Source organism: Leifsonia sp. NPDC058230 (assembly GCF_042882245.1).
GTDB lineage: Bacteria > Actinomycetota > Actinomycetes > Actinomycetales > Microbacteriaceae > Leifsonia.
On the sequence record NZ_JBHVWM010000001.1, the window covers coordinates 643,348 to 661,867 of the forward strand.

General features: G+C 64.9%; 16 protein-coding genes. 3 read left to right on the top strand and 13 right to left on the bottom strand.

What is annotated here, in order from left to right; all coding sequences use genetic code 11:
* Positions 1-114 precede the first annotated feature (114 nt).
* On the bottom strand, positions 115-1,158 hold the full coding sequence (locus ACFVV0_RS03290) for an Atu2307/SP_0267 family LLM class monooxygenase (RefSeq protein WP_387058164.1): 1,044 nt from the start codon (positions 1,156-1,158) through the stop codon (positions 115-117).
* Between the two features lie 87 nt (positions 1,159-1,245).
* Between ACFVV0_RS03290 and ACFVV0_RS03295 the strand changes: the two genes are divergently transcribed.
* Complete coding sequence (locus tag ACFVV0_RS03295) at positions 1,246-1,929, top strand: TetR/AcrR family transcriptional regulator (protein WP_387058166.1); 684 nt, start codon at positions 1,246-1,248, stop codon at positions 1,927-1,929.
* Here ACFVV0_RS03295 and ACFVV0_RS03300 read toward each other — a convergent pair.
* The gene (locus ACFVV0_RS03300; protein ID WP_387058169.1) at positions 1,916-2,842 is read right to left on the bottom strand and encodes a LysR family transcriptional regulator; all 927 of its coding nucleotides are present in this window, start codon (positions 2,840-2,842) and stop codon (positions 1,916-1,918) included. The two genes, ACFVV0_RS03295 and ACFVV0_RS03300, sit on opposite strands and share 14 nt — an antisense overlap.
* 99 nt (positions 2,843-2,941) lie before the next feature.
* Here ACFVV0_RS03300 and ACFVV0_RS03305 point away from each other — a divergent pair, with 99 nt between their 5' ends.
* Both ACFVV0_RS03305 and ACFVV0_RS03310 read left to right on the top strand, forming a co-directional pair.
* Entirely contained in the window at positions 2,942-4,174 is a 1,233-nt protein-coding gene (locus tag ACFVV0_RS03305; protein ID WP_387058172.1) for an MFS transporter, read from the top strand.
* An 85-nt stretch (positions 4,175-4,259) separates the two neighbouring features.
* Positions 4,260-4,775 (top strand): AAA family ATPase, encoded by a 516-nt coding sequence (locus tag ACFVV0_RS03310; RefSeq protein WP_387058175.1) that lies wholly within the window; start codon positions 4,260-4,262, stop codon positions 4,773-4,775.
* A gap of 39 nt (positions 4,776-4,814) precedes the next feature.
* Here the strand turns inward: ACFVV0_RS03310 and ACFVV0_RS03315 are convergent, their stop codons facing one another.
* From ACFVV0_RS03315 to ACFVV0_RS03365, 11 genes are all read right to left on the bottom strand, one after another.
* On the bottom strand, positions 4,815-6,932 hold the full coding sequence (locus ACFVV0_RS03315; protein ID WP_387058177.1) for an ABC transporter ATP-binding protein: 2,118 nt from the start codon (positions 6,930-6,932) through the stop codon (positions 4,815-4,817).
* 1 nt (position 6,933) lies between these two features.
* Positions 6,934-8,664, bottom strand: a complete 1,731-nt coding sequence (locus ACFVV0_RS03320; RefSeq protein WP_387058180.1) for an ABC transporter ATP-binding protein — start codon at positions 8,662-8,664, stop codon at positions 6,934-6,936.
* A gap of 232 nt (positions 8,665-8,896) precedes the next feature.
* A complete protein-coding gene (locus tag ACFVV0_RS03325; RefSeq protein ID WP_387058183.1) occupies positions 8,897-10,234 on the bottom strand; it encodes an alpha-L-fucosidase in 1,338 nt (445 codons plus the stop codon).
* Complete coding sequence (locus tag ACFVV0_RS03330) at positions 10,224-11,267, bottom strand: LacI family DNA-binding transcriptional regulator (RefSeq protein WP_387058186.1); 1,044 nt, start codon at positions 11,265-11,267, stop codon at positions 10,224-10,226. Before ACFVV0_RS03330 ends, ACFVV0_RS03325 begins: the two co-directional genes overlap by 11 nt.
* A gap of 2 nt (positions 11,268-11,269) precedes the next feature.
* Positions 11,270-13,300, bottom strand: a complete 2,031-nt coding sequence (locus tag ACFVV0_RS03335; protein ID WP_387058189.1) for a DUF5107 domain-containing protein — start codon at positions 13,298-13,300, stop codon at positions 11,270-11,272.
* A gap of 62 nt (positions 13,301-13,362) precedes the next feature.
* The gene (locus ACFVV0_RS03340; protein ID WP_387058192.1) at positions 13,363-14,310 is read right to left on the bottom strand and encodes a carbohydrate ABC transporter permease; all 948 of its coding nucleotides are present in this window, start codon (positions 14,308-14,310) and stop codon (positions 13,363-13,365) included.
* Positions 14,291-15,244 (bottom strand): carbohydrate ABC transporter permease, encoded by a 954-nt coding sequence (locus tag ACFVV0_RS03345; protein WP_387058195.1) that lies wholly within the window; start codon positions 15,242-15,244, stop codon positions 14,291-14,293. The genes ACFVV0_RS03340 and ACFVV0_RS03345 overlap by 20 nt, the downstream gene beginning before the upstream one ends.
* A 1-nt stretch (position 15,245) precedes the next feature.
* Positions 15,246-16,589, bottom strand: coding sequence for an ABC transporter substrate-binding protein (locus tag ACFVV0_RS03350; protein ID WP_387058198.1), 1,344 nt, complete (start codon positions 16,587-16,589; stop codon positions 15,246-15,248).
* Positions 16,590-16,661: 72 nt separating this feature from the next.
* Complete coding sequence (locus ACFVV0_RS03355) at positions 16,662-17,129, bottom strand: SRPBCC family protein (RefSeq protein WP_387058201.1); 468 nt, start codon at positions 17,127-17,129, stop codon at positions 16,662-16,664.
* Between the two features lie 37 nt (positions 17,130-17,166).
* A complete protein-coding gene (locus tag ACFVV0_RS03360; RefSeq protein WP_387058204.1) occupies positions 17,167-17,637 on the bottom strand; it encodes a MarR family winged helix-turn-helix transcriptional regulator in 471 nt (156 codons plus the stop codon).
* Positions 17,634-18,509 (bottom strand): N-acyl homoserine lactonase family protein, encoded by an 876-nt coding sequence (locus ACFVV0_RS03365; RefSeq protein ID WP_387059463.1) that lies wholly within the window; start codon positions 18,507-18,509, stop codon positions 17,634-17,636. Before ACFVV0_RS03365 ends, ACFVV0_RS03360 begins: the two co-directional genes overlap by 4 nt.
* Positions 18,510-18,520: the final 11 nt, after the last annotated feature.

Sequence of the window (18,520 nt, forward strand, 5' to 3'; positions counted from 1 at the left end):
GGGTGTCCCCCCACCCGCCCCCGGCCCCGCCCCCCCCGCGCGCCCCCCCACCCCCCACCCCCCCCCCGTCCCGGGGGGGGCCCCCCCCCCCCCCCCCCCCCCCCCCCGACGCGGCTATGCAGCGATGCTGCCGAGTTCGCTACGGACGAGAGGTGCGACCTGCGTGCCGAGGAGTTCGATGCTTCGCATGACGTCAGCGTGCGGCATGGTACCGACGCTCATCTGCATGAGGAAGCGGTCGATGCCGAACAGCTCGCGCTGGTAGAGGATCTTCTCGGCGACCTGCTCAGGCGTTCCAGCGACCAGCGCGCCGGGTAGCGCGAGCTCGCTCTCGTACTGCTGTCTGCTCGGAAGGGACGACGCGGGGAGTCCGAGGAACGTTCCCAGCGCTTTCTGCGTGTACGGATACGTCTTCTCGATCGCCTCCTCGGCGGAGTCTGCGACGAAGCCGTGTGCGTTCACGCTGACCCGCAACGCCTCAGAGTTGTGCCCGGCTTCTTCTGCAGCTTGGCGGTAGAGCTCGGCGAGCGGGGCGAATCGACGCACGTCGCCGGCGATGATCCCTAGCGCCAGTGGAAGGCCGCTCTGTCCCGCGCGCACGGCGGAGCTCGGGGTACCCCCGACGCCGACCCAGATCGGAAGGCTCGCTTGTGCGGGGCGGGGATGCACGGGCTGGTCGCGCAGCGCGGGGCGGTGCCTGCCTGTCCACGACACGCGTTCCGATGAGTTCAGTGCGAGCAGGAGCCTCAGCTTCTCGTCGAACAGTTCGTCGTAGTCGCTGAGGTTGAAGCCGAACAAGGGGAACGATTCGGTGAACGCGCCACGCCCGGCCATGATCTCCGCTCGTCCGTCCGACAGGAGGTCGAGCGTTGCGAAGTCCTGGAACACGCGTACCGGGTCGGAGGAGCTCAGTACGGTGACAGCGCTCGACAGCCTGATCCTGCTCGTACGTGCTGCGGCCGCGGCCAGAACGACGGCCGGGCTGGCGGCTGCGAACTCCGCCCGGTGGTGTTCGCCGAGCCCGTAAACGTCGAGGCCGACTTGGTCGGCCAGTTCGATCTCTTCGACGATCTCTTTCAGCCGCTCCTGGGGGCTGAGCGTCTTGCCCGTCGTGGGGTCAGCGATCCGTTCTGCAAACGAGTAAACGCCGAGTTCCATCAGTTCTCCTAACGATTTAACCGGAGACCACTCTCCGATAAGGCGTATAACGGAGTCTTGTCTCCGTTATTCCCGTAGCATTGGCGAATGGCCGAAGAGCTTGGTGAAAAGGGTCGACAGGGCGTTGCCGCGCGCGCTGAACGCAGCGACAGCATCCGCAACAGAGAGAAGCTGACCGCCGCCGCACAGGCGGTCTTCGCGGCCGAGGGCCTCAATGCGCCGATGGACAGGATCGCCGCTACCGCCGGTGTCGGCCCGGGCACCCTCTACCGGCACTTCCCGTCACGACTGAAACTGTGGGAGGCCGTCCTGGAGGAGCCGCTCCGGGGCCAGCTCGCCGTCGCCAGGAACGCGCTGGCGAACCCGGACCGGTGGGAGGGACTCGCGGAGTACATCGTCGCCAGTTGCGAGATCGAGGCAGAACGCGACGGGTACCTGAACCTGATGAACACCCGTTTCGACGGCGCTCCCGGACTTCAGGCGATCCGAGCCGAGATTCAACGGACGGTGAGAAGACTGGTGACGCTCGCGCGCGACGAAGGCGCGGTGCGACCCGACTTCACGATGGAAGACCTGCTCTTCATCGCCGTCTCGAACAGCAAGATCGCCGAGGTGACCCGGTCGACGGCACCCGGCGCATGGCGGCGTAACGTCGAGCTCTTCCTGGATGCCATCCGTCCGGAACGTGCACATCCCCTCAGCCAACGGCCACTCACTCCGAGCCAGGTGGCCCGCAGCATGGTCCGGCAGGAGTCGCTCACTCGACCGTAGGATCGTTGCGGAGGTGCCAGACCTCCTCGATGAACCGTGTTGCTGCTGGATCGAGTTCGCCGACAGACGGAATCGCCAGATGGAGATGGCGTTCGAGCCGCACGTCGGCGAAAGGTACAAGGACAACCGATCGTGTAGGTTCGGCGATCGTGGGATGACTGAGTCCTCCTGGGACGATCCCGATTCCGACGCCGGCGCCGACGAGTTGCAGAACGAGGTCCCATGAGTTGGATTCGCAGACGACGTTTCGTTCGATCCCCCGTCCGGCGAACGCCGCGTCGTTGAGAAGGCGAGAAGTCCAGGTCGGGGGCACTTCCACGAACCTCTCGTGTTCGAGTTGGGTCAGGCGCACGCTCTTTTCGGCAGCTAGCGGGTGGGCGGGTGGGACCGCGAGTTTCATCGGCTCGCGCCCCAACTTCACGAGGCGCAATCTGTGTCCGGTGCTGGGCGGCGCCGGAACGATCGCGCAGTCGAGTTCGCCGGATTCGACCATCGCCAACATATCCAGCGCAGCTAGTTGCAGAACCTCCACAGTGATCCCGGGGTAGTCGCGAGTGAACCTGGCGACGTACTCCGTCAGGGGCACGACGTGTTCGGCTGACTGCATCGCGCCGATGCGTATCGCACCAGTGATCGCCTGACGGGTATCGCGCACCGCCTGGCGGGCGTACCCGGCACTGCTGATCGTGCGGCGGGCAGGGCCTTCGAGCGCGAATCCGGCTGCGGTCAGGCGAATTGGTCGACTGCCCCGCACGTAGAGAGGGGTTTCCAGTTCGCGTTCAAGCGAGTGGATCGAGTTGGAGAGCCCCGATTGAACGATGTGTTCACGCTGGGCTGCGCGGGTGAAATTCTGCTCTTCTGCCAGTGCGAGAAAGTGGCGGAGCTGCCTCAATTCCATGGGGTCGCCTTCCATCTGTTCTGCAGATTGTAGCGTGCTCACTATTCTCCGTGAGCGATAAGAAGGTCGTACTCTCGCTCGAAGTGCAGATCGACTTCGATTGGAGAAACTCACATGGCTATCGCAGCCGCGGACAACCCAGGACTGCCCCACGCCCGTTCGCAAGCACGTCATCTCACCGGGTTCTGGCTGGTGACTGGCGCGGTCGTCATTCTTCAGGCGTTCGCTACCCTTCCCACTCCGCTCTGGCCTCTCTACGCACAGCAGGATGCGCTGAATCCAACATTGGTCACCGTGGCATTCGCGATCACAGTTGTCGGCACAGTAGCCGGGCTCGTCTTCTTCGGACACCTGTCGGATCGTTTCGGTCGACGTCGAATCATCGTTCCGGCGCTGATCGTCGGTGTCGGTGCTGCAGTCGTGATGATGGTGTGGCCCGCGTATCCGGGCCTCCTGGTTGGGCGCTTCCTCACGGGGTTGGCGGTCGGCCTCGTCGCGTCCACTGCCACGACGTATCTGTCGGACCTCTACCGGAGGGCACGGCCAACGAACTCCCGGTCTCGTTTCCCGTCAACCGTCGCATCCATCGCGGTCCTCGGTGGACTCTCGCTCGGCCCCCTCGTTTCCGGAGCGATCGCGCAGTGGTTCACGGCCCCATTGACGACGTCGTATGTCATCTTCATCGTGGCGATGATCGTTGGAACCGTGGCGGTGATCCTGAGCCCCGAGACAGTCGACCGGCGTGCCTTCCGCAAGGAACAGACGCGGCGATTCCGACTCCGAGAGGGTCAGCGGCTGGCCTTCATCGGGGCGTCCGCGGTGGCGTTCTGCTCGTTCGGCGGATTCGGAGTGCTGTTGTCCCTCGGGTCCTTGATCGTTGAGAACGAACTGCACGTCTCGGCACCGATCATCTGGGGATTCGCGGCATTTGTCGCGCTCGGTGTCTCCGCCGTCTCGCAGATCGCTCTGGGAGGGGTTTCCCCGAGTTGGATGCTCGGCCTGGGCACTGGCGCCGCAGCCGTCGGGTTCCTGGTGATCATCGTCGGACTGTTCAACCCGTCGCTGACCCTCTTCCTGATCGGTGCCGGCGTCGCCGGCGCGGGACTTGGCCTGCTGTTCAAATCTGCGTTGGGTGTTGCTGCCACGACCGCCGATCCGGCCTCGAGTGCGGGCGTGATCGCCATCTTCTTCACGATCACGTACCTGGGGCAGGGACTTCCGCCGGTGCTTCTGGCGATAGTGACCTCGTACGTCAGCCCGCAGGTCGGCCTGTGCTGGTTTGCTGCGGCGATCGTTGCGGTCACACTTGTCGCCGCTCGGCTCCAGGTGTCTGCGCTTCGCAAATAGCAGCCGTCGTCCGCGACGCGCACCGAGCGGGTTCCTGATCACGCGGTAGCGTGGTTGTGCCGGGCTGACGACGGGAGCAGGCACATTGTCGAATGGGACGCGCGGAGCCCCGGGAGGGGGCGCAATCGAGCGGCCCGTCGTCATACTCCTATGTGGGCTGCCGGGTTCCGGTAAGACGACCTTCGCTCGCCAGCAAGAACGAGAGACAGGCGCCATCCGCTTCAGCACGGACGAGTGGATGGCCGACCTGGGTCTCGATTTCTTCGATGCGCTGCGCGACAACATGCAGGACCGATTGGACCGGCTCTGGGTACAGCTGGTCGAACGCGGACTGAACGTCATCCTCGAAGACGGGACGTGGCAGCGGGAAGAGCGCGATGGGATCCGCCGAGTCGCTCAGCGGCTCGGCGCCAGCGCCGAGCTGCACTATTTCGATGTCACGTTCGAGGAACTCTGGCGTCGCCTCGAAGCTCGTAACACCCGTCCGCCCTACGGCGCTGTTCCGATCACGCGGGCAATACTCGAGGATTCCCGGCTGCGGCTCCAACGGCCCGATCAGGCCGAGTTCTCGCTCTTCGACCGGTTTGTCGTGCATCGCTGAGGGGCTTCGGCAACACCCCGGTGTAGAACCGGCCACAAGTTACGGTGTGGTCACCTCTTCTGAGACGTCCGGCTCTCCCGATCCCGCTGCTACCACTACCGGTACGCCTTTCTCCTGAAGTTCCAGCTCGGCCTCCGCATCGTCGCCGCGGAACTGTGTCATGTACAGGTCGTAGTACGCGCCGTGGCGTTCAAGCAGCTCGGCGTGACCGCCCTGCTCGACGATCCGGCCGTTCTCCATCACCAGGATGGTGTGCGCGTCGCGGATCGTCGACAGCCGGTGCGCGATCACGAACGACGTGCGGTCTGTGCGGAGGGCGGCCATGGCGTGCTGCACCAGCAGCTCGGTGCGGGTGTCGACCGATGAAGTCGCCTCGTCGAGGATGAGGAGCGACGGGTTGGCGATGAACGCACGGGCGATCGTGATGAGCTGTCGCTCGCCGGCGGACACGTTGCCGCCATCCGATTCGATGACCGTGTCGTAGCCGTCGGGCAGCTGCCGCACGAAGCGGTCGACCATGGTGGCCTTCGCGGCCGCGATCACCTCGTCGTCCGTCGAATCGAGCCGGCCGTACCGGATGTTCTCGCGGATCGTGCCTGAGAACAGCCAGGCGTCCTGGAGGACCATGCCCACCTGACCGCGCAGTTCGGCGCGGGAGAGAAGAGTGGTGTCGATGCCGTCGAGGCGGATGCTGCCACCGCTCAGCTCGTAGAAGCGCATGATCAGGTTCACCAGAGTGGTCTTGCCCGCACCGGTCGGACCGACGATCGCCACGGTGCTTCCCGGCTGGACGCTCAGCGACAGGTCGCGGATCAGTTCGATCGCGGGGTCGTACGAGAAGTCGACGTGATCGAGCTCGACCCGGCCGTCGGCGCGCTCAGGCAGGTGCTCGGTGGCCGTATCCGGCTTCTGCTCCTCGGAGTCGAGGAACTCGAAGGTGCGCTCAGCCGACGCGACGCCCGACTGCAACATGTTCGCCATGCCCGCGATCTGTCCGATCGGCTGCGAGAACTCACGCGAGTACTGGATGAAGGCGGTGGCGTCGCCGATAGTCAGCTGGCCCGCGGCCACGCGCAACCCGCCGACGACGGCGATCAGCACGTAGGCCAGGTAGGAGACGAAGTTCATCGCCGGCATGATGCTGCCCGATACGAACTGGGCACCCGTCTGGGCCTTGTGCAGCGTGGAATTACGCTCATCGAACTGCTCGAGCATGACCCCGTCGCGACCGAAGGCGCGCACCAGGTCGAGACCTGAGAACGACTCCTCGATGTGCCCGTTGAGAGCGCCTGTTGAAGCCCACTGGGTCTTGAACAGCTTCTGCGAGCGCGAGCCGATGACTCCGGCGATCACGCCGGAGAGTGGGATGGAGATGAGCGCGATCAACGCGAGCTGCCACGACACGATGAACATCATGATGCCGATGCCGATCACCGTGAGGACCGACTGGATGAGCTGCGAGAAGGCCTGCTGCAACGCCGTCTGGATGTTGTCGACGTCGTTGGTGACCCGCGACATCAGGTCACCGCGCTGACGGGTGTCGAAGTAGCTGAGCGGGAGGCGGTTGAGTTTTGCCTCGACGTCGGACCGCAGCCCGTAGACCACTCGCATGACCAGCGCGTTGAGCAGGTAGCCCTGCCACCACTGCAGCACTGAGGCGACGAGGTACATCGCCAGCACGATCAGCAGCAGGCGTCCCAGCGCGGTGAAGTCGATCCCCTGATGGGTGGTGACACCGGAGCCGGCCACCACGTCGGCGAGCTGGTTCTGGCCGGAGGCCCGCAGCTGCGCGATGACCTGGTCGACAGGGACGCCCTTCGGCAGCTGCGACCCGATCACGCCCTTGAAGATGACGTCGGTCGCATCACCGAGGATCTTCGGAGCGATGACCACGAGCACGACCGAGACAACCGTGAGCAGGGTGACCCACGCCATCCCGAGCCACTCCGGCTTCAGGAGACCCATCAGCCGCTTGAACGACGGCCAGAAATTCTCGGCCTTTTTGCCGGGCGTGCCGCCGAACATGTCGCCGTCCGCCTCGGAGGGCGTGAAGTCGTACTCCTCTTCGAGCTCGTCGAGCACGATGTCCGTGGCGGTCGGGCTCTGTGCCTCTTCTGGGCGCCCGCCGCGCTTCTTTCGTTCGGTTGAGCGAGCCATCTCAGGCCACCTCCAGGCTCAGCTGCGACTCGACGATCTCGCGGTACGTCTCGTTCGATTCGACCAGTTCGTCGTGTGTGCCGCGACCGACCACGCGTCCATCGTCCATGACGATGATCGTGTCGGCTTCGCGGATGGTGGAAACGCGCTGTGCGACCACGATGACCGTCGAATCGCCCGTCGAATGCGCGAGAGCACGCCTCAACCGGGCATCCGTTGCGACGTCCAGAGCTGAGAAGGAGTCGTCGAAGAGGAACACTTTCGGCCGCGAGACAAGAGCCCGCGCGATGCACAACCGCTGTCGCTGGCCACCGGACACATTGGTGCCGCCCTGGGCGATGCGTTCATCGAGCCCATGGTCTTTCGCGCGGACGAAGTCCTCGGCCTGAGCGACGCGCAGCGCCTCCCACAACTCATCGTCGCTCGCATCCGGCCGGCCGAAACGGAGGTTGGTCGCGATGGTCCCGGAGAACAGGTACGGACGCTGCGGCACGAGGCCCAGCACACCCGCCAGTTGCTGTCGACTCAGCCCATCCACCGCGACGCCGCCGATCTGTACGTGGCCGCTCTGCGGGGTGAAGAGGTTCGCGATCACCGACACCAGCGTGGATTTGCCCGAGCCTGTCGACCCGACGATCGCGGTGATCTTGCCGGGCTCAGCCGTGAAGGTGACATCGTTGAGGACCGGCTTCTCTGCTCCCGGATAGCCGAAAGTGACGTTTTGCACGACGACTCGCCCGTCGACGGGTACGGCTCCGTTCTCGGCGCCCGCGCTGACCGAGGGCTTGGCTCCGAGCACCTCGTTGATGCGTTCGGCGCAGACCATCGCGCGCGGGATCATCATCGCCATGAAGACGCCCATCATGACCGCGACGAGGATCTGCAGCAGGTACTGCAGGAACGCCGTGAGTGCGCCGATCTGGATGTCACCCGCGTCGACGCGATGGCCGCCGAACCAGAGCACGGCGACCGTCGCCGCGTTCAGGATCAGCATGATGATCGGGAACATGAGCACGAACACGTTGCCGACCTTCACTGAGATCTGTGTCAGGGCGGCGTTCGCGTCGTCGTAGCGGTCGGTCTCGAACTTCTCGCGTACGAATGCCCGGATCACCCGGATGCCGACGATCTGCTCGCGGATGACACCGTTCACGCCGTCGATGCGCTCCTGCATGATGCGGAACATCGGCAGCAACAGCCAGACGAGGATGCCGACGACCACGAAGAGCACGGCGACCGAGACCCAGATCAGCCACGACAGCCCCGCGTCGACTCGGACTGCGAAGATGATGCCGGCGATACACATGATCGGCGTCGACACCATGAAGTTGAAAGTCATCAGAAGCAGCATCTGGACCTGCTGCACGTCGTTCGTGTTGCGGGTGATGAGTGTGGGCATGCCCCACCGCGCCAGATCGAGCGATGGCAGCGAATCGACCTTGCGGTAGAAGGAGCGACGGATGTCCTTGCCGGCAGACATCGACGCGCGCGCCCCGAAGTAGGTTGCCGCGACAGCCGCCAGGACCTGAATGAAGCAGACGATCAGCATCATGCCGCCGGTGCGCCAGATGAAGTCGGTGTCACCCTTCACGACGCCCTTGTCGATGATGTCGGCGTTGAGGGTCGGCAGGTAGAGCGCTGCCATCGTCGCGATCAATTGGAGGATCACGACGGCTGTGACAGCGCGCCAGTACGGGCGCACGAAGCGCAGCGATAAACGAATCAGAGTCACGGTTGTCCCCGAGGTGCTGTGTGTGAATGTGAGTGTCGGACGAATCCGGTGAAACCGACGCTATTGCTCGAAGCGGACACGCTGTGTCCTCAATCGGTTTTCGCGCGTCGTTTGCGCGCCACCGCAGCGGTCTTGGTGTCCCCCGCGTGTCCCACCCGACAGCATAGGGGGCCGGAGGGTTCGGCGAGAAGGTTCTCGGGCACACCCGTGGTCAGTACAGTCTTCGACGAACCTACTCGAACTCGATCGCGATGACGTCGATCAGGGCAGCCGATGGTTCGGGAGCCGGGATTCGCAGTTCGCCCGTCGCTGATGCTGTGACGTCGTGGACGTCGTCCACCGTCGAGTACGCGAGTTCCCGGCCGTCGGCCAGCAGGGTGACCCGCCGGATGCGGTCGACCGGGATGCCTCGAACGATGATCTCCTCGATCGGTCGCATCACCAGATGGAGGTACAAGCGCCCGGGCTTCGCTGTGGTCGGCCCGTAGAAGTCGACACCGACGGTCGGAGAGACATTGTGAACGCTCTCTCGGTGCCGCGTCATCCACTCGGCGATCTGCTCGAACGCGTCCACCTGCCTGTGGTCGAGCGACCCGTCACCGGTGGGCGAGAGGTTCAGGAGCAGATTGCCGCCACGGGACCTCGCTTCGGTCAGGGTGGTGATCAGGGAAGTCGCGGTCTTATGCATCGTGTCACCCGGTACCGAGCCCCACACCTCGCCGATGGTCAGGCACAGCTCCCACGGCCCGTCGGGAACATCGCGAGGCAGTCCCTGTTCAGGGGTGACGTAGTCGCCATGCCCGAGCAGCCGGTCATTGATGACCACGTTGGGCTGAAGCGAACGGATGAGATCGTGCAGGCCGTCGACGTCCCACTCCTCGGGCGACCGTTCCCACTCGCCGTCGAACCAGAGAAGGTCGATCTGACCGTAGTTGGTGAGCAGCTCGGTGAGTTGCCCGCGCAGGTACTCGCGGTAGCGATCCCAGCTCTCCGCCGACGGGCGCCGGTGCCGGTCGTCCGCGAGCGGTGTGCCCGCATGCTCGAGCTGGCCCGCCAACGGCCAGCGCTCGAGCGCGTATGGAAGGTCGTCTTCTTCCAGCGCCGGATAGTCCGGGTGGTGCCAATCCGAGAGGCTGTAGTAGAAGCCGATCCGGATGCCTTCCGCGCGCAAGGCGTCGACCAGCTCGCGCGTGACATCTCGGCCCGACGGGGAGGTCCCGACGCCGAAACCGGAGTACTGGGAGCTGAACATCGAGTAGCCGGCGTGGTGGCGGGTGGTGAAGACCACGTAGCGTGCTCCCGCGTCGCGGGCGAGCTTCGCGACCCGGGCCGCGTCCCACGACTCGGGATCGAAGGTCGCCGCGCTCGACTGGTAGGTCGCGATCGTGACCCGGTCGCGGAACCGTTCGATCGGGTAGTACCCGGTCATCGCCCACGAGATCTCCAGACCCTGTTGGCTCGCGTGGTCCCAATGGATGAACATGCCGAGACCGGCATTCTCGAACCAGCCATCGCCGGGGACGTTGCTCGTCCTGGTGCGGATGAAGCTGTCGACGGCGTCAGTGGTCACGGGTTCCTCGTGTTCCGGATGCAGGCGGGCTCGCCGTGCTGGCACGGATGACGAGTTGGGGCACCGTCGGGCTCGCAACGAACGGCTCACCATCGTCTTCCAGCAGATGAAGAAGGTAGCGTGCCGCCCGAGCCCCCCGCTCGTCGAGGAGCTCCTCGATCGAGCTCAGTGGTGGTGACGACCACGGCGAGAAGTGATTGTCCGCGGCGCCCATGATCGAGATGTCGTCGGGGATGCGGACGCCGGCCTCCGCGAGTGCCCGCATCAGCCCGAAGGCCATGTCGTCTCCGGCGACGAGCACCGCCGTCACCGACGTGTCGAGCGCGAGGTGCTTGCCGAGTTCATAGCCGGACTCCGGCGACCAATCGCCTTCCAGGATCTCGGGGATCGGACGTCCATGTTGGTTCAGCTCGTCGCGCCACGCCGCCGTGAGCGCGGCACCGCCGAAGCCGGTGACGTAGCTGACCGTCTCGTGTCCGAGGTCCAGCAGGTAGCGCACGGCGTTCCGGGTAGCAGCATCGGCGTCGACGGAGATGGCCGCGGACCATTCGGCCCGGTCTCCTCCGACCGCGATGGTCGGGGCCTCAGCGATCAGGCGCTCCAACTCGTCGCTCGTCTCGCTCAGGTTGAGTGCGAGCACGATTCCAGCGACGGACTGGTCCAGGAGTCGCGACACGGCGCGCTCCAGATCCGCTGGTCTCGACGATGCCGTGGTGACCATGTTCACCGTGTACTCGGCGGCATCCGCCACCGCACTGATGCCGCGCATGACCTCGAAACGGAATGAACCCTCTCCGAGGGCGACGACGCCGATCGCTCTGGTCCGGCCCGAAGCGAGGGACGATGCCGAGCCGTTGCGGCGGTAGCCGAGTTCGTTGACTGCGTCGAGAACTTTCTGCCGAGCGCTGGCGGACACGTGCTTGTACCCGCGGAGTGTTCTCGAAACGGTTTGCGGGGAGACGCCGGCAAGCCGTGCTACGTCCTCCATGTCTGGGGCGGTCGAACGCGAAGCCTTGGGAACCCTGCTTGTCATCGTCACACCCTAGCGATTTCTGGGAGGTCGGACCGCTCTGTGCGCACCATTCGGAAATCGAACTCGCGGGGCACCGTCAGCGTGTCCACCACCGTGGATCTGAGACGACTGGTTACCGGTTCGCCGTTGTCGCGCGCACGCAACGCTGTCTGATAGTCCCACCAGAGCTCGGTGAGGGAGTTGTCGCCTTCGCGGAGATCGGAAACCTCCAATCCGCCGTCGAGAATGGCACCGCAGCGGCTGAGATCGCCGGTGGCGACTGCGGCCCTCGCCTCGAGAAGACGGATGCGGGAGTTCCAGCGGATGGGACCCTTCAGTCCGTCGATGACCTCCAGCGCGCGCTCCGTGGCACCCGCCGTGACGAAGGCTCGGAGAGCCTCGATGACGAGCGGGCGCACCGCGGGGGCCAGGGCGAGCGCGCGACCGTACCACTCGAGCGCTGAGTCGTGCTCGTCCAGGTGGAGAGCGAGTGCTCCCAGATTCCGCAGCGCGAGCACGTTCGGCTGAACACCCACAGACTCGAGCCAGCGTGCGCGTGCGCCAACGAGGTCGTCGCGCGCGGCGAGCAGGCCGCCGAGCAGTGCGGGCTCCACCCATCCGCTTCCCGCTGCCAGGTGGTCCTCCCAGACCGGATCGATCTGCATCGACCTCGGAAAGGTCGTCGGGTCGGTGTGCGGGAAGCGTCCGCTGCGAAGCAACTCCAGCCAGTCGGCCTCCATCTCCGTGATGGTGCTCCGTGGGAACGGCGTCGCGAGTTCGTCGATCTCGCCGCCGGCTCTGGACCCCTCGCGCGTGCCCTCCAGCGACCCCCAGCCGGAGCCGGCGTGCAGGATCTCGTCGACGGGCAGCCGAGACGTCCGGGCACCATCGGTGAGTTCCTGCTCCAACGCTCTCTCGGATGCCAGGTTCTCGATGGCGCCGGCGGCGGCCGAGCGGGCATCCGTCCAGTCTCCGTGTGCGCGCTCAGCGTCGACGTCGACCCGGCCGTATGCTTCCACCCACGAGAGGTGGCCTTTCGCGGGAACACGCACGTGTTCGAACTGGGTGCGCGCGAGTCCGGCCTGGATCTCGATGTAGGACTGACCCTCGCCGCAGAGCCATTCCTGCCAGCGTTCACCGCCGGCTCTGCGACCCCAGAGGAAGAGTTTTCGGCCGCGGAGCTGCCGGGTGGAGACCTGTCCCAGCCCGGTTCCCTGTTCGTCGATCGCGGCGATCCAGGGGGTCCGGGCATCCTGCGTGTCGAAGAAATAGTCCGCCGCGTCACCGGATCGACCGGGGTAGCTCGCGTCGGTTCCCGACTGCGCGTCCACGATCGGCACGCTTGCCAACCGGTCGCTGTACCCGTAGTTCCAAGCCCGGTCTGCGCAGGTGATCACTCGGGTGCCGTCGGTTTGAGGAACCGCGATGTTCGACCACCAGTACGAGGGCACATCCGACGAGGTGCTGTTCGTGATCCGTACATTGATGTAGAGCGCGGCGGATCCTGTCGGCAGATGGGCGTCGATCTGGTAGACCGTCCCGCGGATGCGGTCGAACTCCCAGAGCCGGAGCACGGGCGTTCCATCCGGATGCTCGACCCGGCCCGCATGGATCGGGGCGAACGTACCGGGAGTGTGCCCGATGGTGCCGACGTTCCACTCGACGCCCCCTGCGAACCACGCGTTCCGCAGGGCCAGATTGGCGGGTTGGAGAACGTCATTGCGGAACAGCAGCTCCCTGCCGGTGGGTCGATGGATCAGCGACCAGAGCCGGCCGCCGGCGTTCAGCAGGAAGGTCGCCCTCAGCACCTCGTTCTCGAGCACTGCGACCGGATGTTCCATCAGTTCACGTTCGCGACCGTAGTCGTCTTGCATCAGGTAGGGCGCGATGGAGGCGACCCGGCCGTACCCGGCATTCGCGCGGATTTCGTCGGGCGCCTCGCTCATGTCCACGGTGTAGTCGCGGTTGCCCGAGCCGAACAGCGGCGGCAACGGGTTGTCTGCTCCAAGGGGCGCAGTGGGTACAGTGACGCGGTCGAGTCGGAGGTCGGTCATGGTGCTGGGTTCCTTCGTTGAGCAGTGGCGATCGGAGTCGGGCGCGGGCTAGGAGGCATTCATCACTTTCCAGCGCCCAAGGTCATCCCCTCGACGATCCGTCTTCCGAGCACGAGATAGACGATCAGGATCGGAAGCGTCACGATCACGACGCCGGCAAAGAGTCCGCCCCAGTTGGAGGTGTACTGCATCGTGCCGTACAGCCCGAGCAGCGAGACCGGCAAGGTGTATTTGTCGGTGTCGGTGATGAAGACCAGCGCGATGAGGGTCTCGTTCCACAGGCCGAGCAGCGTGAGGATGAACGCGGTGATGATTCCCGGGCGCGCCATCGGCAGCATGACGGAGAGGAACGTGCGCAGCGGGCCGGCGCCATCGATCGCCGCTGCCTCCTCGACCTCGGTCGGAAGCGAGCGGAAGAATCCGGAGAGGAGGAAGACGGCGAACGGCAGGCCCGTTGCGACGTAGACGATGTAGACGCTGATCCGTTCATCCCACCAGCCGAAGACCGAATACATCGTGCTGCTGATGGTCTGCATGAGCACGAAGATCGGCACGAGCACCGCCTGAACCGGGATACCCATGCCGACGACGAAGATGCTGGTCACCGGGCTGGCCGCACGGTATTTGGTGCGGCTGAGCGCCTGTCCCGCGAGCGCAGCGAGGGCGACGATCGTCACCGTCGCTGTCACGCAGATCAGAATCGTGTTGAGGAATCCGGAGCCGAGTTGGCCAACGGTGAGTGCGCTGACGTAGTTGTCGAAATTGATCGTGCGGGGCAGGACGAACGGTTTGGTGAAGATCTCGGAGCCGTTGCGGAACGACTGAAGCACGACCCAGAGGAACAGCAGCACGTTGAAGGCGGCTGTGAACCAGATGAGGGGAGAGACGACATGTCCGAACCAGCCCGTGGTACGGCTTCGGAACGCTCGAGGCTTTCGCGCGCTCTTCGTCGCGGGCAGGTTTCCGAGCGCGCTGGTGCGGCTCAGGACTTCAGAACTCAAGCGCGTCACGGCGCATCACTCTCCTTACGACCACGACCAGCAGGCCGATCAGCACGACCATGAATACGCCCATCGCGCTGCCGTATCCCATTTGATAGGCAGGGGACGGGCCGCCGGTGGTCGCCGCGTACTGCGCGACTGCGAGCGTGCTCGAACTGGCGGGTGGGATCCCGGCGAGGCCGGTGAACGCGATGATGAAGTCGAAGACGCGGATGGCGCCGATCAGCCACAGCACCACGGCGATGGTGATGATGTCCCAGCTGAGCGGGACGGTCACATGGATGAACTTCTGGAAGGCATTCGCCCCGGCGAGTTCGGCGTCCTCGTAGAAGTACGGCGGGATGCGGTCGATCCCGGACATGAGGAGCACGACATAGAACCCGACGTTGATCCAGACGAGCCCGGCCATGATCGTGTGGAACTGGTTGTCCGGTCCCAGCCAATCGATCGCGAGGGCACCGAGGCCGAGCGCGTGAAGGATCGAGTTCACGGCGCCCTTGGGCGCGAGCAGCAGACCGAAGGCGATGCCCATCACGATCGGCGAGATGAGGTAGGGCAAAAAGAGCAAGGACCGCACGGTGACTCGCGCCCGCATCTCGCGAACGACGATCGAGAATGCAAACGCGATGAGGAAGACGAAGAAGCCGCACACGAACGCGATGAGGATCGTGTTGCCGAACGACGTCAGGAAGTACGGATCCCGGGTGAGGCGAATGTAGTTGCCGAAACCGATGAAGGTCATTTCGGAACCCGCGCCCGCCCACTCGGTGAGACTGGCCCACACCCCGAACAGGGCCGGAGCGATGAAGAACAGCACGTAGATCACGAGGGCCGGCAACACGAAAGGCCAGAAGATGCGACGGCGCTGGTTGTCCAGCGACGCACTCGCCCGGCGAGCCGGACCCCTGGAGGTCCGGCTCGCCACGGTGGCTGAACTGTTCATGTCAGCCCTGTGCGGCGAGAGTTGCGACTGTGCGCTGCTTCAGCGCTGCGACGAAGGCGGTCGGGCTCTCGAACTTCTTGTTGAACAAATCGGCGACGGTCGGGTAGAGCACCTGCGAGGCCCACTGCGAGTTCGCCGAAGAACCGTCCGGATTCACCACGAGCTGCCCGGCATCGGCCGACTTCTGATACTCGTCCGCGAAGTCCGCCAGCCCCTCCGGCGCCGCGATGTCGGCGCGCGGGGTCAAGTTGGCGGCGGTGCTCGCGATTCCTTCCATCTGATCCTTTGCGGTGAAGAATCGAATGAACTGTTTCGCCGCATCCGCGTGCTGAGCCTTCGACGGGATGGCGAAACCGAAGTCGTCGACCCAGGTCGTCTGATTGCCCTTTCCCCCGGCGACAGTGGGGAATGGCGTCGACCGGTATTGAATCGTCGAGGCGACGTCGATGCCCGATTTCTGCAGCGCACCGCCGGTCTCGCTCGGCGCCCAGGAACCCATCAGAAGGAACGACGTCTTGCTCGACCCATCTGCCCAAGCGGACTGCTGGGCCGGCCACTTCGTGCCGCTGAAATCGGATGGCATGTATCCGCCTTGGATGAGCGGGAACAGGTCTTTCGCCGCCGCGAGCACTGCGGGATTGTCGGCGGCTTTTCCCGTCTTGTCGGTGGCGATGTCTGTGATCACATCTGCGCCGCCGTGGCGAAGCGCGGAGAGCACGAACCAATACGCCTCGTAGTACGACTGGTCACCGTCGACGGCGATCGGAGTCTGCCCCTGGGCTTTGAGCTTGTCGAGCTCGGAGGTGAACTCGGACCAGGTCTGCACCGAGAGGTCGGGGAGCTTGAGACCGTTGTACCAGAGGGTGGTACCGGTCACTTCATAGGGCACCAGAATCGGTTCGTGCTTGCTGTTGGTGTAGAGCGAGCTGAGTCCCTTCGGGACGACTTCGCCGATCTCCTTGCTCTCGCCGGTCGGCTTGGAGTCGTAGACGTCCGACAGACCGAGTACACCGTTGTTCTTCGCGAACGCACCAGAGATCGCGCTGCCTGCCTGATCGAACAGGTCCGGGGGGTTGCCTGCGACCTGGCGTGGAGTGACCTGCTGAATCACATTGCGTCCGGCCCACTGGACCTTCACATCGATGCCGGTCTCTTTCTCGAATTTCGAGATCGCCTTGGCGAGCACCACCTGCTGGGGCTCGCCCTGCTTCCACATCGACCAATACGTCAGCGTCTTCGACGCGTTACCGGGGGTGGCGCTACAGCCCGTCATGGCCACGGTGGTGGCGATGGCGAGCGCGGTGGCCAGGCCGGCCATCCGCGTCATGCGTTTGCTAATCAACATTGATCTCCTCTGGGGGCGGGTAACACTACGGGCACGGTAACACGAAATTGGCAGCGCTGCCAATTCGTCTGTTCACTCGATTGGCAGCGTTGCCACATGGCCGGATCGTGGCGGGATGATGTCCTTCAGGATGCGCAGGTTGTCGCGCATGCCGCGTTTGAACAATCGTTCGGCCACCGGCCCGAGCAACCGGCCCGGACCCGACAGTCCGGCCGCGCTGATGGTGCCCTCGAGCAGGAGGCGCACCCCCTTCGGCGCGGATTCGACAGAGTATCGGTAGGTGAACGGGGTCGGACCGCTGACCGAGGTGAGCGTGATCTCCCGCCCGTCGACGTAGCTGGTGACTACCACCCTGTTGACGACGGCACCTCCAGGCAGCCGGCGATGCACGGCGTATTCAGTCCCGAGGCCGCCGGCTCCGTGGAGGCGCTCGACGCGCTGCACGGCCGAGTACCACAGGGGAGTGTTGGCGAAGTCGGCGACGAAGCCGAAGACAGCTGCCGGTTCGGCGGCGATATCCAGATCCAGTGTGAAGGTCATTCGTTGCTCCGTGCGGTTCTGCTGATCGGTGAATCGATCATGCTGGTGGCTCTTCCGCGGCGAGCCGCGTTTCGAGAGCGAGCCGAGCCGGCGAGTCTCGGGTCAGGATGCGCAGAACGCGGACGAGGGCTTGCTCGTCCTCTGCGGTCAGCGTGCTGTCGATCGCGTCGTAGAGCTGATCTTCGATGCCTCGCACTTGGTCCGACCTGGCTTTGCCTTCTCGAGTGACGGTGAGCCGGATCTGCCGCCGGTCATGCTCGCTCGCGTCCCGCTGCACGAGGCCGGCGGCGACGAGCCGGTCGACGATTCGGCTCGGACTGGTGCCGCTGTCGCACACGAGCATGTCGCCGAGTTCCTTGAGTGCGAGCGGGCCATGCTCTGAGATGATGCGCAGCGCTTCCGACTGCGCCGGCGTGAGACCGATCTCGGACAGGAGCGCCATGAGGACCCGGTTACCCTCGCGTTGCGCTGCGAGGACGAGATAGCGAACGAGCTCGGCGGTTCTCAATGGATCGCCTTCCGGGGCTGCGAGAGCGCCGACTCGAGGAGGCGGGCAGCAGCCGGGTCGTGGGCCGCAAGGATCGGCATGCCGGGGTAGCGCGTGGCCAGCTGATTGATCCGCCGAGTCGTCTCGTGGAGACCGGCTCGATCGCCGACTCCTGGAACGCGGTCGGCGGCCAGCAGGTCTGCGTCGTACGTGACGTCTCCGACGAAGAGCATGCTCGGGAGACCTTCGCTCCGTAGGAGCAATGACATCGAACCGGGCGTATGGCCAGGTGTCGGCAGAAGCAGCAGCGAGCCATCCCCCATGACGTCATGAGCGTGGGTGAACGGTGCGATCGAATCGTCCCGGCCGGGTTGGGGGGTGACCGGAACCCAGTTGATGCCGGGAATGTTGATGTGATCGCGCAGCAGGCCGTTGAGGACAGCGAACCGCTTGTCCACCTCGGCCAATTCGACACCACTCGCCAGAACCCGAGCCGACCTCGGCAGCTCACGCAGGCCCCCGATGTGGTCCTGATGCAGATGAGACAGGATCACGACCCGCACGTCGGAGATGTCGTAGCCCTGGGCCCTGAGCTGCTCGGTGAGCGTCGCACCCTCGGGGATGTCGAACTTGGCGAGGCGACGGTACATGTGTCCGGTCACGCCGCCAGGGAAGTACTCGGTGTCGGTGACCGAGCGTTGGTCTTGACCCGTGTCGAAGAGCACCAGCCCCTTCGCGTGCTCGATCACATACACGTTGATCGGTCGAGGATCGGTCCAACGGCGAGACGTGTTGAGCCACCACATCAGCGGCGTGCCGTTGGTCTCGACATGCTCCGGACGGATCTGCACGGTTCCGGTGCTGAGAACCGAAACCCGTTTGACAGGCTTCATCACGCCTCCAA

Bases quoted from the DNA above. Each gene is read 5' to 3' on its own strand.
- ACFVV0_RS03290 (WP_387058164.1), bottom strand. From the start codon at position 1,158: ATGGAACTCGGCGTTTACTCGTTTGCAGAACGGATCGCTGACCCCACG.
- ACFVV0_RS03355 (WP_387058201.1), bottom strand. From the start codon at position 17,129: ATGACCTTCACACTGGATCTGGATATCGCCGCCGAACCGGCAGCTGTC.
- ACFVV0_RS03295 (WP_387058166.1), top strand. From the start codon at position 1,246: ATGGCCGAAGAGCTTGGTGAAAAGGGTCGACAGGGCGTTGCCGCGCGC.
- ACFVV0_RS03300 (WP_387058169.1), bottom strand. From the start codon at position 2,842: ATGGAAGGCGACCCCATGGAATTGAGGCAGCTCCGCCACTTTCTCGCA.
- ACFVV0_RS03315 (WP_387058177.1), bottom strand. From the start codon at position 6,932: ATGGCTCGCTCAACCGAACGAAAGAAGCGCGGCGGGCGCCCAGAAGAG.
- ACFVV0_RS03365 (WP_387059463.1), bottom strand. From the start codon at position 18,509: ATGAAGCCTGTCAAACGGGTTTCGGTTCTCAGCACCGGAACCGTGCAG.
- ACFVV0_RS03350 (WP_387058198.1), bottom strand. From the start codon at position 16,589: ATGTTGATTAGCAAACGCATGACGCGGATGGCCGGCCTGGCCACCGCG.
- ACFVV0_RS03305 (WP_387058172.1), top strand. From the start codon at position 2,942: ATGGCTATCGCAGCCGCGGACAACCCAGGACTGCCCCACGCCCGTTCG.
- ACFVV0_RS03330 (WP_387058186.1), bottom strand. From the start codon at position 11,267: ATGACAAGCAGGGTTCCCAAGGCTTCGCGTTCGACCGCCCCAGACATG.
- ACFVV0_RS03335 (WP_387058189.1), bottom strand. From the start codon at position 13,300: ATGACCGACCTCCGACTCGACCGCGTCACTGTACCCACTGCGCCCCTT.
- ACFVV0_RS03345 (WP_387058195.1), bottom strand. From the start codon at position 15,244: ATGAACAGTTCAGCCACCGTGGCGAGCCGGACCTCCAGGGGTCCGGCT.